The organism is Pseudomonas sp. GL_135, from assembly GCF_057834665.1.
The window spans coordinates 3,617,720-3,631,390 of sequence record NZ_CM174408.1 but is presented as its reverse complement, the minus strand read 5'-3'; the positions used below and the strand labels follow the sequence as shown (position 1 = coordinate 3,631,390).

At 61.7% G+C, this 13,671-nt stretch carries 11 protein-coding genes; 6 read left to right on the top strand and 5 right to left on the bottom strand.

The window, feature by feature from the left end; all coding sequences use genetic code 11:
- The first annotated feature begins 67 nt into the window (after positions 1-67).
- The 6 genes from AC3ISG_RS16150 (at position 68) to AC3ISG_RS16125 (ending at position 8,370) form a co-directional block, all read left to right on the top strand.
- Positions 68-1,477 carry a circularly permuted type 2 ATP-grasp protein gene (locus tag AC3ISG_RS16150; RefSeq protein WP_074891898.1) on the top strand — a complete coding sequence of 470 codons (1,410 nt, stop codon included), beginning with the start codon at positions 68-70 and terminating at the stop codon, positions 1,475-1,477.
- A gap of 12 nt (positions 1,478-1,489) precedes the next feature.
- A complete protein-coding gene (locus AC3ISG_RS16145) occupies positions 1,490-2,449 on the top strand; it encodes an alpha-E domain-containing protein (protein ID WP_065989404.1) in 960 nt (319 codons plus the stop codon).
- The gene (locus tag AC3ISG_RS16140) at positions 2,446-3,297 is read left to right on the top strand and encodes a transglutaminase-like domain-containing protein (RefSeq protein WP_122535173.1); all 852 of its coding nucleotides are present in this window, start codon (positions 2,446-2,448) and stop codon (positions 3,295-3,297) included. The genes AC3ISG_RS16145 and AC3ISG_RS16140 overlap by 4 nt, the downstream gene beginning before the upstream one ends.
- A 785-nt stretch (positions 3,298-4,082) precedes the next feature.
- A complete protein-coding gene (locus AC3ISG_RS16135; protein WP_489297429.1) occupies positions 4,083-5,288 on the top strand; it encodes an acetyl-CoA C-acetyltransferase in 1,206 nt (401 codons plus the stop codon).
- Positions 5,289-5,355: 67 nt separating this feature from the next.
- Positions 5,356-7,497, top strand: a complete 2,142-nt coding sequence (locus AC3ISG_RS16130) for a 3-hydroxyacyl-CoA dehydrogenase NAD-binding domain-containing protein (RefSeq protein WP_489297428.1) — start codon at positions 5,356-5,358, stop codon at positions 7,495-7,497.
- 150 nt (positions 7,498-7,647) lie between these two features.
- The gene (locus AC3ISG_RS16125; RefSeq protein ID WP_489297427.1) at positions 7,648-8,370 is read left to right on the top strand and encodes an amidotransferase; all 723 of its coding nucleotides are present in this window, start codon (positions 7,648-7,650) and stop codon (positions 8,368-8,370) included.
- Positions 8,371-8,873: 503 nt separating this feature from the next.
- Here AC3ISG_RS16125 and AC3ISG_RS16120 read toward each other — a convergent pair.
- From AC3ISG_RS16120 to AC3ISG_RS16100, 5 genes are all read right to left on the bottom strand, one after another.
- The gene (locus AC3ISG_RS16120; RefSeq protein ID WP_205484105.1) at positions 8,874-9,845 is read right to left on the bottom strand and encodes a magnesium and cobalt transport protein CorA; all 972 of its coding nucleotides are present in this window, start codon (positions 9,843-9,845) and stop codon (positions 8,874-8,876) included.
- A gap of 92 nt (positions 9,846-9,937) precedes the next feature.
- Entirely contained in the window at positions 9,938-10,693 is a 756-nt protein-coding gene (locus AC3ISG_RS16115; protein WP_489297426.1) for a lysophospholipid acyltransferase family protein, read from the bottom strand.
- Positions 10,694-10,843: 150 nt separating this feature from the next.
- Positions 10,844-11,533, bottom strand: a complete 690-nt coding sequence (locus tag AC3ISG_RS16110; protein ID WP_122537869.1) for a crotonase/enoyl-CoA hydratase family protein — start codon at positions 11,531-11,533, stop codon at positions 10,844-10,846.
- 139 nt (positions 11,534-11,672) lie between these two features.
- Positions 11,673-11,966 (bottom strand): DUF6388 family protein, encoded by a 294-nt coding sequence (locus tag AC3ISG_RS16105; protein WP_122537871.1) that lies wholly within the window; start codon positions 11,964-11,966, stop codon positions 11,673-11,675.
- Between the two features lie 192 nt (positions 11,967-12,158).
- The gene (locus AC3ISG_RS16100; RefSeq protein ID WP_489297425.1) at positions 12,159-13,661 is read right to left on the bottom strand and encodes a purine-cytosine permease family protein; all 1,503 of its coding nucleotides are present in this window, start codon (positions 13,659-13,661) and stop codon (positions 12,159-12,161) included.
- Positions 13,662-13,671: the final 10 nt, after the last annotated feature.

Below are 13,671 nucleotides of genomic sequence, written 5' to 3'. Positions count from 1 at the left end.
CAAGCGTTTATGCCGATGGCACGGGCCTTGCGAAGGCTCTGGTGTCCATGGTGACAAGGAGTACGGCATGATCCGCACCTTTTATGACGAGATGTACGATGCGGGCGGCATAGTCCGTCCGCATTATCGGGAATTCGCCCGCTGGCTGGGCGAAGCGCCGCCTGAGTTGCTCGCTCAGCGTCGGCGTGAGGCCGATTTGTTGTTTCATCGCGCCGGGATCACATTCACGCTGTACGGCGACGAGCAGGGCACCGAGCGGCTCATCCCCTTCGATACGATTCCGCGCAGCATCCCGGCCAGCGAATGGCGGGTGGTTGAGCGCGGTTGCATTCAGCGGGTCAAGGCGCTGAACATGTTTCTCGCCGACCTCTATCATGATCAGCGCATCATCAAGGCCGGGATCATTCCCGCCGAACAGGTCCTCGCCAATGAGCAATACCAGTTGGCGATGCAGGGCCTGAATCTTCATCGAGACCTGTATTCGCATATCTCCGGCGTCGATCTGGTGCGTGACGGCGATGGCACGTATTACGTGCTCGAAGACAACCTGCGCACCCCCAGCGGCGTGAGCTACATGCTCGAAGACCGCAAGATGATGATGCGGCTGTTCCCCGAGCTGTTCGCCGCGCAACGCATCGCGCCCATCGATCACTACCCGAATCTGCTGCTGGACACCCTGAAAAGCTCGAGTCCGCTGGATAACCCCAGCGTCGTCGTGCTGACGCCCGGGCGCTTCAACAGCGCGTTTTTCGAGCATGCGTTTCTGGCCCGGGAAATGGGCGTCGAACTGGTCGAAGGCGCCGATCTGTTCGTGCGCGACGACCGCGTCTTCATGCGCACCACGGACGGGCCGAAGGCAGTCGACGTGATTTACCGCAGGCTTGACGACGCATTCCTTGATCCGCTGGCGTTCAATCCGGATTCGATGCTCGGCGTGCCGGGCCTGCTGGCCGCCTACCGCTCCGGCAATGTTGTACTGGCCAATGCCATCGGCACCGGTGTGGCGGACGACAAGTCGGTCTACCCCTTCGTGACCGACATGATCCGTTTCTACCTCGACGAAGAGCCGATCCTCAAGAACGTCCCGACCTGGCAGTGCCGCAAGCCCGAAGAGCTGTCCCACGTGCTCGCCAACCTGGGCGATCTGGTGGTCAAGGAAACCCAGGGCTCCGGCGGTTACGGCATGCTCGTCGGTCCCGCCGCCACTGCCGCCGAAATCGAGTCGTTCCGGGCGCGGCTCAAGGCCAAGCCCCACGCGTACATCGCCCAGCCGACCTTGTGCCTGTCGACCTGTCCGACATTCGTCGAGAACGGCATCGCCCCACGCCACATCGACCTTCGCCCGTTCGTCCTGGCTGGCCGCGAAACCCGTGTAGTGCCCGGCGGTCTCACGCGCGTTGCTCTGCGCGAAGGCTCGCTGGTGGTGAATTCGTCGCAGGGTGGCGGAACCAAGGACACCTGGGTGGTCGAGGATTAAGGATGCCTGCCAATGCTAAGTAGAACTGCCTCGGATTTATATTGGATGTCGCGGTACCTGGAGCGCGCCGAAAACCTCGCGCGGATGCTCGACGTCAGTTACTCGCTGTCGCTGATGCCACAGGACGGACGCGGGGATGGCCTCAATGAAATCGCCATGCCACTGCTGATCACCGGAACCCTGGACGATTACCTGGAGCGCCACGGCGACCTGCACGCCGAGCGCTTGCTGCACTTTTTCGCGCTGGACGCCGAAAACCCGGCCAGCATCTTCAGCTGTCTGGGCGCGGCGCGGGCCAGTGCCCATGCGGTGCGTGGGCGTATTACGGCGGACATGTGGGAAAACATCAACGCCACGTATCTGGAAATTCGCGGCATCGCCGAACAGGGGCTGAGTCGCTACGGGATGAGCCGTTTCTGTGAATGGGTCAAGGAGCGTTCGCACCTGTTCCGCGGCGCCACCTACGGCACCATCATGCGCAACGACGCCTTCCGTTTCATTCGTCTGGGGACGTTCATCGAGCGCGCCGACAACACCCTGCGCATGCTCGATGCGCGCTATGAAATGCTCGAATTGCGCGGCCCGTCCGCCAACGCGGCGGCAGACAGTTCCGCCGCCGGCTATTACCAATGGAGTGCGCTGTTGCGCGCGTTGTCCTCGTTCGAGGCCTACACGGAAGTCTACCGCGATGCACCGGGTGCCCGTCAGGTCGCTGAATTGCTGCTGTTGCGTGCGGATATTCCGCGCTCATTGCGTGCGTGTCTGGAGGAGCTGGACATCATTCTCGCCAGTCTGCCAGGGGCCAATGGCCGTCCCGCCCAGCGTCTGGCCGCCGAGCTGGACGCTCGCCTGCGCTACACCGGCATCGACGAGATCCTCGATGAAGGCCTGCATGAGTGGTTGAACGAATTCATCCCACTTCTGGCCCAACTGGGTAGCGTCATTCACACTTCTTACCTGGAGGCTGCATGAGACTCTCAATTAGCCACGAGACCACCTATCACTACGACGATCAGGTCCGCGCCAGCATCCAGTATTTGCGTCTGACTCCCCATGACAGCGAGCGCCAGCAGGTGCTGAGCTGGCAATTGGCATTGCCGCGCCCGGTGCGTGCTCAGATCGATCCCTTTGGCAATATTCTCCACGTTCTGACGCTGGACGAACCCCACGAAGCCATCGTCATTGGCGCGCGTGGCCAGGTCGAGATCGACGAGAAGCGCGAGGCGGAACATGAAAGCCAGTCTGCACTGCCGTTCCTGCGCTTTACCCGCCTGACCGAGGCCGACGAAGCGATTCGCGCCTTTGCCATCGCGCAGACCCACAAGCGCACCGACCGCACCGCGCTGATCGACATGATGCACGCGCTCAACGAGCACATCACCTATACGCCGGGCTCGACCGCCGTCGATACCAGCGCCGCGCAAGCGTTCGCCAATCGCGTCGGCGTGTGTCAGGACCACACCCATGCGTTCCTGGCCTGCGCCCGCAGTCTGGGGGTGCCGGCGCGCTATGTATCGGGTTATCTCTGCAGCGACAGCAGCGAGCATCTGTCCAGCCATGCGTGGGCGGAAGCGTGGATTGACGACGCCTGGTACAGCTTCGACGTGACCAATCAGTTGGCGATCCCGGAGCGGCATTTGAAGCTCGCCGTCGGCCTGGATTATCTGGACGCCTGCCCGGTGCGCGGCATGCGCCGTGGCGGTGGTTGCGAACAGATGCACGCCAAGGTGGTGGTGTCGCCCTCGGCGCCCATCGCTATGCCGGAGGCTGTGAAGAAGCCAGTGCCGGCGCCGATGATTCAGGTGCAACGCCAGGGCTGATCAGCCCTTAGCGGCTGAGCGTTCAGAAGAGCGCTCGGCGGCCATCAGCCGAACGGCGCGCCACTCGGTGCGCCTGAATGCCACCCCCCAAAATCCCAAAACTTCGCGAGTTCAATACGCGATACCCGCGCGCCCACCGGTGACCTGCAGGACACAGGCAAGTCAGTCGTCGGGGCTACGCTCGCACGCTGGAGGGGCTCAGCCAAAAAGGCGAGTCATGTTGGGCAGAATGAGCAGCAGCGTGGTGGCGAAAACAATTAATCCAGCCTGGCGTATTTTCGAGCGTTTGAACTTGAACATAGTGGATGCCTTTCTTGTTATTCCTGAGCGACAGAAACCCATAAGCCCTGGGAATGACCAAAGCAAGGGTTGGCAAAGGTGAGGCAAAAGAGCAGGTGCCCCGATCAGCAGATCGCAAGCGGCGGGCGCTGGGTGAATCGTTTTTGTTGTGGCGCCACTGCTACTGACTAAACCTTAGAGCCCGCGTGCTGTGTGGCTTAGATCGTTGAGGATTAAGCAGCCTGACTTTTATTGCTTAAGCGCATTTGGCGAATAGCTATCACTCAGATATTCGCCTGCTAGACGCCTGCGTACCAAACCGCCCAAGTTCAATAGCGCGCTACCGTTCGTCAGAGTCCGAAACTTCCCACAACCAGCTACCCTGTCAACCGATCAGGCGAAAGAACGCGCTCTGTGATACCGCTTGTGATAGACAGTGCTCCCATGACAGTTCGACTGTCGATCGCGCCTATAAAAAGACAGTTCATCGGGTTAACGAGGACAGGATGACCGAAGCGTTTATTTACGATGCCTTGCGCACGCCGCGGGGCAGGGGCAAGCCGGATGGCGCCTTGTACAGCGTCAAACCGGTGGATCTGGTGGCGGGGCTGCTGAAAGAACTGCAAGTGCGCAATCACCTCGACACCCACCACGTCGACGACATTGTACTGGGCTGCGTGACGCCTATCGGCGATCAAGGCGCCGATATTGCCAAAACCGCAGCGCTGGTCGCCGATTGGGCCGCCAGCGTGGCCGGGGTTCAGGTCAACCGGTTTTGCGCATCCGGGCTTGAGGCAGTGAATCTGGGGGCGATGAAGATCCGCTCCGGGTTCGAGGATCTGGTGGTGGTCGGCGGCGTGGAATCGATGTCGCGCGTGCCGATGGGCAGTGACGGCGGCGCCTGGATGCTGGACCCGCAAACCAGTCTGCACACTCACTACACGCCCCAGGGGATCGGCGCCGACCTGATCGCAACCCTTGAAGGCTTCAGCCGCGATGATGTGGACCTGTTCGCCGTGCAATCCCAGCACAAAGCGGTACTGGCCCGGGAGCGCGGCGCGTTTCGCCGTTCGCTGGTGCCGGTCAGGGACCAGAATGGCCTGCTCTTGCTCGACCATGACGAGTTCATCCGCCCCGACACGACACGGGAGGCATTGGGCAAACTGCGCCCCAGTTTTGAGGCGATCGGCAAAATGGGCTATGACGCCACGGCGCTGCGCGTCTACAGCCACGTTGAGCGCATTGAGCACGTGCACACGCCGGGCAACAGCTCCGGCATCGTCGATGGCGCCGCCTTGATGCTGCTCGGCACTGCGCAAAAAGGTCAGGCGCTGGGGCTGCGGCCCCGGGCCCGCATTGTGATGACGGCGGTGACCAGCACCGATCCGACCATCATGCTCACAGGTCCCGCGCCCGCCACGCGCAAAGCCCTGGCGCGAGCGGGGCTGACCATCGATGACATCGATCTGTTCGAGGTCAACGAGGCCTTTGCCTCGGTGGTGCTCAAGTTCATCAAGGACTTGGACATCGACCCCGACAAGGTCAACGTCAACGGCGGCTCGATCGCCCTCGGCCATCCACTGGGTGCAACGGGCTGCATCATTCTCGGGACGCTGCTCGACGAGTTGGAAACCCGGCAATTGCGCTACGGCCTGGCGACCCTGTGCGTCGGCGGCGGCATGGGCATCGCGACGATCATCGAGCGGGTATGAACGTGGAGTACGCCAAGCCCTTCGCCGATCGCCTTTATCCGACAACCGTTTCAGGAAGAACGACCGCATGACCGATGCCATCCGCTACGAAACCGGCCCGGAACAGATTGTCACCCTGACCCTCGACATGCCCGGCCAGCAGGCCAATACCCTGAACGCGGCGTACCGCCAGGCCATGGCCGATATCCTCGAGCGCCTGCAGTCAGACAAAGACGCCATCGTCGGTGTGATCATTCGTTCGGCGAAGAAGACGTTCGTTGCCGGCGGCGACCTCAACGAGCTGAGCCAGGTCGACGCCGCCCGCGCCGCCGCCTTCTACCAGATGACCATGGACCTCAAGGCCCAGCTTCGTGCGCTGGAAACATTCGGCAAGCCGGTGGTGGCGGCCATTGAGGGCTCGGCTCTGGGCGGTGGCCTGGAGCTGTGCCTGGCCTGTCACCATCGCATTGCACTGAGTGGAGGCCACATAAAATTGGGCTTGCCGGAAGTCACCCTCGGTTTGCTTCCGGGCGGGGGCGGCACGGTGCGGCTGGTGCGAATGTTGGGGCTGGAAAAAGCGCTGCCGTTGCTGATGCAAGGCCGGACGATGAGCGTCGACCATGCCTTGAAGACCGGTGTGATCGATCAGTTGGCCAGCGATGCCGAGGACCTGATGGGCAAGGCGCGCGAGTGGATTCTGGCCAATCCGGTGCCGATCAAAGCGTGGGATCAACCAGGGTTTCAGTTGCCTGGCGGCACGCCGGCGCAGCCGAACGTGGCACAGATGCTGGCCATCGCGCCGTCAATCCTGCGCAGCAAAACCTGGGGATGCTATCCGGCGCCGGAGAAAATTCTGGCGGCAGCGGTGGAAGGCGCTCAGGTGGATTTCCACACGGCAGAAAAAATCGAGGCGCGTTACTTCACCGAGCTGGCTACCGGACCCATCGCCAAAAACATGATCGGCAGCTGGTTTCAGCTCAACCGGGTCAAGGCGGCCGAGGCGCGGCCCAAGGCGCCGCCGGTGTTCAACATGCGCAAGGTCGGCATCCTCGGCGCAGGGCTGATGGGCGGCGGCATTGCCTACGTCACGGCGGTGGCGGGTGTCAGCGTGATCCTCAAGGACGTCAACCTGGCGGCCGCGCAGAAGGGCAAGGATTACTCTGTGCGGTTGCTGAACAAGCAGGTTGCCAGCGGCCGCATCACCGAGGCTCAGCGCGACGCCGTGCTGGGCCGCATCAAGCCGACCGGCCGCGACAGCGATCTGGAAGGCTGCGATCTGATCATCGAGGCGGTGTTCGAAAATCGCGAGCTAAAAGCCCAGGTCAGCGCTGCCGCCGAGCAAGTGGTGGTGCCCAATGCGGTGATTGCGTCCAACACGTCGACGCTGCCGATCACCGGACTGGCCAGCGCCATTAGCCGGCAGGAGCGCTTCATCGGCCTGCATTTTTTCAGCCCGGTGGAGAAGATGCGTCTGGTGGAAATCATCAAAGGCGCGCGCACCAACGACATGACCCTGGCGCGGGCCTTTGACTTCGTCCAGCAAATCGGCAAGACCGCGATTCTGGTCAATGACTCCCGCGGGTTCTTCACCTCGCGGGTGTTCGCCACTTTCGCTGACGAAGGCATTGCCATGCTCGGCGAAGGCGTCAGTGCGCCGATGATCGAAACCGAGGCACGCAAGGCCGGGATGCCCGTGGGGCCGTTGGCGGTGTCCGATGAAGTGTCGTTGAGGCTGATGAACCAGATTCGCCAGCAGACGCGCAAGGATCTGGCCGAGCAGGGCGTTGAGCGTGCAGGGCATCCGGCCGACGCAGTGATCGAGCAGCTGTTGAATGAATTCGATCGCGCAGGGAAAACCTCCGGCGGCGGTTTTTACGACTACCCCGACGCCGCGCCCAAGCACTTGTGGCCCGAGTTGAAGACTCGATTCGAGAAGCCCGACGCACAGATCAGCGGCCAGGATATTCGCGACCGCTTGCTGTTCATTCAGGCCCTTGAAACCGTGCGCTGCATGGAAGAGGGTGTGTTGCGATCAACCGCGGACGCCAACGTCGGTTCAATGCTGGGTATCGGCTTTCCGGCCTGGACCGGCGGGGCGTTGCAGTTCATCAACCAGTACGGGCTCAAGCCGTTCATTACCCGTGCTCGCGCCTTGGCCGGGCGCTATGGCGAACGCTTTCAACCGCCGGCGTTGCTGCTGGAGAAAGCCGAGGAGGGCTCGCTGTTCTAGCGCCGGCGCCCGGTTGTGGCCCATGAAGTGCTGCGACAGCCGCAGTTCAGCTGACGACAGCGTGCGGCCACAACTGGGCCTTGCCTTGCCCCGGCCTTCAAGGCAGGCTTGGTTCCACGCATTTTCGCTTTTGTCGCTTCAGGGATTTTTATGTCGTTACGCATCTGCATTCTGGAAACCGACGTTCTTCGCCCGGAGCTGGTCGATCAATACCAGGGGTACGGGCGGATGTTCGAGAAACTTTTCGCCCGCCAGCCGGTGCCTGCGGAATTTGTCGTCTACAACGTCATGCAGGGCGACTATCCGCCGGATGACGAGCAGTTCGACGCGTATCTGATCACCGGCTCCAAGGCCGATTCATTTGGCACCGATCCGTGGATCGAAACCCTGAAAACCTACCTTCTGGACCGCTACAAGCGCGGCGACAAGTTGCTCGGCGTGTGTTTCGGCCATCAGTTGCTGGCGCTGCTGCTGGGCGGCAAGACCGAGCGCGCCTCCCAGGGCTGGGGCGTCGGCATTCATCACTACAACCTCTCACCGACCCAACCCTGGATGACGCCGGCGCTGGACAAACTCACGCTGCTGATCAGCCATCAGGATCAAGTCACCGTGCTCCCCGAAGGCGCGACGGTTATTGCCACCAGCGAGTTCTGTCCGTTCGCCGCGTATCACATCAACGACCAGGTGCTGTGCTTTCAGGGTCACCCGGAATTCATCCACGACTATTCGCGCACGCTGCTCGATATTCGCCAGGACGCGCTGGGCGAACAGGTCTACGGCAAAGGCATCGCCAGCCTGGAAGAAGACCACCACGGCACGGCGGTAGCGGAATGGATGATGCGGTTTGTGGCGAACAAGCGGCCGGTGAGCTGAGGACGGGGTGGCCGGGTGCGATGTTTATTGTAGGGTCGGGATTATTCTGTAGGACCGGCTTCAGCCGGGAAGGCGTCAGTTATCACGCTGCAAAATTCAGGGTGTTCGGACAGGCCTCTTCCCGGCTAAAGCCGGTCCCACTGACAGCACCTGTTCCTCCTGTGGGACCGGCTCCAGCCGGGAAGGCGTCAGTTGTCACGCTGCAAAATTGAGGGTGTTCGGACAGGCCTCTTCCCGGCTAAAGCCGGTCCCACTGACAGTACGTATTCCTCATGTGGTACCGGCTTCAGCCGGGAAGGCGTCAGTGGCGACACTGCAAAACTAAGGGTGTTCGGACAGGCCTCTTCCCGGCTAAAGCCGGTCCCACTGACAGCACGCATTCCTCCTGTGGGACCGGCTTCAGCCGGGAAGGCGTCAGTGGCGACACTGCAAAACTAAGGGTGTTCGGACAGGCCTCTCCCCGGCTAAAGCCGGTCCTACAGTCGTAGGCCTATGCAGAAAACTTAAAGCCACCCCGACCGTTTGAAGCTCGCGAACAACACCCCGCACCCGCCGACAATGACACCCAACACCATGTAGTACCCGTAGTGCCAGGTCAGCTCCGGCATGTTCTCGAAGTTCATCCCGTAAATGCCGGCGATGGCAGTGGGGAATGCCAGAATCGCGGCCCAGGCGGCAAACTTGCGCTGGGTCAGGCTCTGCCGGGAAGACTCCAGCAGCAGGCTGATTTCGATGGTCTGGCTGGCGATGTCGCGCAGGTTGGACAGGTCTTCCATCTGCCGTTTGACGTGGATCTCCACGTCACGGAAGTACGGGCGCATGTTCTTGTCGATGAAGGGAAAGCTGAGCTTCTGCAGCTCCTCACCGATCTCGACCATCGGCGCTACATAGCGGCGCAGGCGCAGCAGATCGCGACGGAGGGCGTGAATGCGGTGGATGTCGGACTCGTTGAGGTCCTTGCGCAGCACGTTGTGCTCAAGCTCTTCAAGCTCGCAGTGAATGGCCTCGGTGACCGGCTGGTAGTTCTCGGTGACGAAGTCCAGCAGCGCATACAGCACGAAGTCTTCCCCGTGCTCCAGCAGCAACGGCCGCGCCTCACAACGCTGGCGCACCGCCCCGTAGGACTTCGAATCACCGTTGCGCGAGGTGATGACGTAGCCCTTGCCGGCGAAGATGTGGGTTTCGATGAAGATGAGCTTGCCGTTCTCGCGGATCGGGGCGTAGGTCACGATGAACAACGCGTCGCCGAAGGTTTCCAGCTTCGGCCGGCTGTGGACCTCCAGGGCGTCTTCGATGGCCAGCTCGTGCAGGTTGAACTGCCGTTGCAGCGTGGTCAGTTCTTCCAGACCCGGGTTCTCCAGGCCGATCCAGACGAAATGCCCCGGTTTCGCCGCCCAGGTCGCGCCTTCGTCGAGGGAGATATTGGTGACTTTCTTTCCGGCACTGTAAACGGCAGCGGCAACCACTCGACCCATAATGTCTGCTTCTTCTTTTAGGGAGAACTGACGCGCAGCTTAGCGCGCTCCCTGATCAGAGTCGGCGGATTTAAACGAGTTCGCAGGTTTTTTCAGTGCCGTTCAGCGTCTGTTTGGATGGCGGTGGCGGACCCGCGGACTTGCGCGTCCATGCTGGCGATGCGGGTCTGCATCTGGCCGTGGCACAGCGCGATGAGTTGCGGGATGTCTTCGCTGTTCAGGTTCGCGGTCGGGATAGCGGGCAGCGTGCGGATGATCACCTCGCCACTGTTCCATCGATTCAAATCCATGCTGCGCACGTAGGTGCTTACGCAGACGGGCACAATGGGCACACCGGCCTCGATCGCCATCTGAAACGCGCCGCGCTTGAACGGCAGCAGTTCTTCGCCCTTGTTGCGCGTGCCTTCGGGAAAGACCCAGATCGAGGTGTCCTTGTGCTGCAGGGTTTCAGTGGTCTGGAGAATGGCGCGACGCGCCCGCTGCGGGTTGCCGCGATCAATCAGCACGTTGCCCGCCAGCCAGAACAGCTGACCAAAGAACGGCACCCACTTGAGGCTCTTTTTGCCGATGCAGACCGTGCGCGGCGGCACGATGTTGCCGAGCACAAACAGGTCGTAGTTGGATTGATGGTTACAGATGATCACGCAAGGCCTTGCCTGCTCGAACTGCGGGTCGAGCTGCGCATTCAGGCGCAGCCCTAGAATTCTCATGGCGGGGAGGGCGTAGAGGCGAGCACACAGGCGGCTGTTGTCAGGGTTGAACGGGCGGCACAAGCCCAACAATAGCCCCAGCGCGCCAGCGACGAGAAAGTGCAGACCCATCAACAACATACGCAATACGAACAGCATGCAAAAACCACCCGGTAAGCGAAAGGCGCGCAGTGTACGGATGTGCACTGGAATCGGCAATCGGCCACAGCCCGGGCGGGGGAGCAGGAATTTAACGGGATGTTTCAGGGGAATGCGCTGCAGGGGCCGCAGCGCGTTGTCGAGGATTCCTCAGAGCGGGATCTGACGATCCAGCTCAATGGCCCGGTCGAGGGTCTCGAGGAATTCCTTGCGCACTTTCAGCTTGGTCTGCTTGTGGGCGCGCATGTTGATCTTCTTCATCTGCAGCGCCACGGTGCGCGCGGCCTCGGTGAGTTCTTCCGGGGCGACCACCTTGTCGAAGAAGCCGGCCTGCAGCGCGCCCTTGGGATCGAACATTTCGCCGCAGATCACCGAGCGACCGAAGGCACTTTTGCGCAGGCGGTCACGGGCCAGTTCGATGCCGGCGTGGTGCATGGTCATGCCGATCTGCACCTCGTTCAGACCGATGCTGAACGGGCCTTCGACGCCGATGCGGTAATCCGCCGACAACAACAGGAAGGCCCCTTTCGCCACGGCATGACCGCCGCACGCGACCACGACGGGGAAGGGGAATGACAGCATGCGCCGCGCCAGCGTGGAACCTTCGGCGACCAGGGCCATGGCGGCTTCCGGCGACGAGGTCATGATTTTCAGGTCGTACCCGCCCGAAAGGATCCCGGGCTGACCGGTGATGATCACCACGGCGCGGTCTTGCTCGGCACGGTCGAGTGCGGCATTGAATGCGGCAACCACCTCGTTGCTGATGGCATTGACCTTGCCGTTGGCCAGGGTCAGCGTCGCAACGCCGTCATCCAGTTGATAGGCGACCAAATCACTCATGGAGCGAGTCCTTTTCGTTTTGAAGTGGCGCAGACGTTACCCACCCGGCAGGGCAAGGTAAAGCGTAAAGGATGACTGGCAAGTCAGGGGATCGGGTCGCCGAGGCTGGCGACCCTGAAGGGGAACGCAAGCAGGGCGGTTAAACCTCGACTTCGTTCAATTCGCAGTACTCTTCCCAGTCCATGTCCAGTGCCTCGGCCGCTTCCTTGTGCGCAGCTAGGCGCAGTTCCTTCAGTTGCTCCGGGGTTTCGGCAATGAAGGTCAGCGCCAGCTCCCAGGTCGGGATGCCCAGATTTTCGGCTTCGTCTTCGAAGGCCCAGAGGGTCTGCTGTTGCTGCTCTTTCGGACTCAAATCCTGGATTTCAGCCTGCAACATCGGATTGGTCACGATGTACTTCGCCAAGGCAGCTTCGGTCCAGTCGTTTGCGTTCATGCGGGGGTGATCTCCTGTGGGTCGAGCTGACGTGTTGCTGTGGGTGGGATGCTGAGGTGAGTCGCGATTGTGCGTGATGTGAATCACTGGCGCCAGCGGCACGCGACCCGTCGGTCGGGGTAGCCTCGCGGGTAGGTTCTCAACGAAAAGGGCCCGCTTTGCAGCGAGCCCTGGGTCAATGGCGTCGGACTGTCAACCGATCGCCATCGGCTTCTTTACGTTGCGATGTGCGTTATTGCCGAGTAACGGGTGCGGACCCATGGCGCCGTACACGCCGACCGGTTCCGGGAAGGTGCGCAGCAGGGTGATGTACAACAGCGCCGCCAGGCCCAGGGTAATCGGCAGACTGATGTCGATGCCGCCCGCGAGATTGCCAAGCGGACCGATAAACTGCCCCGGCAAATTGACGAAGCACAGGCCCACCGCCGCGCTCGGAAGCCACGCGCCCAGTCCCCGCCAGTTCCAGCCGTGCTCGAACCAGTAATGACCGCCACTCTGACCACGGGTGAACACCTGCAGGTCTGCCGGGTGATAGAAGCCACGGCGAACGATCAGGCCCAGCACCATGATGACGATCCACGGCGAGGTGCAGGTGACGATCAGCACCGCGAAGGTCGACACGCTTTGCACCAGATTGAAGGCGAAACGGCCGATGAAGATGAAGGCGATGGCCGCGATGCCGATCAGAATCGTTGCCTGAGCCCGGTTGAGCAGGCGCGGAAACATGCTCGACAGGTCCAGCCCGGTGCCATAGAGCGACGTTGTGCCGGTCGACATCCCGCCGATGATCGCGATCAGGCACACCGGCAGAAAGAACCAGCTGGGCGAGACCGCCAGCAGGCCGCCGACGTAGTTGTTGTCCGCGATGTATTGCGGCGCCTGGGTGGCCACGATGGTCGCCGTGCAGAGGCCGAACAGGAACGGGATCAACGTGCAGATCTGTGCCAGAAACACCGACGCCATGATGCGTTTTTTCGATGTCTGGCGTGGGATATAGCGCGACCAGTCGCCGAGAAAGGCACCGAAGGACACCGGATTGCTCATCGCCAGAAGCGCAGCGCCGATGAACGCCGCCCAGAATCCCTGACTGCCATGGTTGACCGTGCCGGCGAAGCCCGCATCGAAGCTGCCGCTGAAGGCAAAGATACCCAGCAGAAACAACAGGCTTGAAGCGAACACCGCGATCTTGTTGACCCACAGCATGAAGCGAAAGCCGTAGATGCATACCACCAGCACCAGCACCGCGAAAATGCCATAGGCCAGCGCCAGGGTGATGTCATTCTCAGGCAGGCCGACCATGCGTTTGGCACCGCCGATCAACGCATCTCCCGAACTCCAGACCGACAGCGAGAAGAACGCCACCGCGGTGAGCAGCGACAGAAACGAGCCGACGATGCGCCCGTGAACGCCAAAATGCGCGCCGGACGAGACCGCGTTGTTGGTGCCGTTGAGGGCGCCGAACAGGCCCATCGGCGCCAGGATGATCGACCCGAGCACAACGCCCAGCAGGATGGCCCAGACGCCGGCCTGGAATGACAGGCCGAACAGCACCGGAAAACTGCCGAGCACGGCGGTGGCGAAGGTGTTGGCGCCGCCGAACGTCAGACGAAACAGGTCGAGGGGCGCAGCGTCGCGCTGATGGTCAGGGATCTGTTCGACCCCGAAGGTTTCGATCGTGGTGGTGGGGTGAGCCATGGGATGTTCC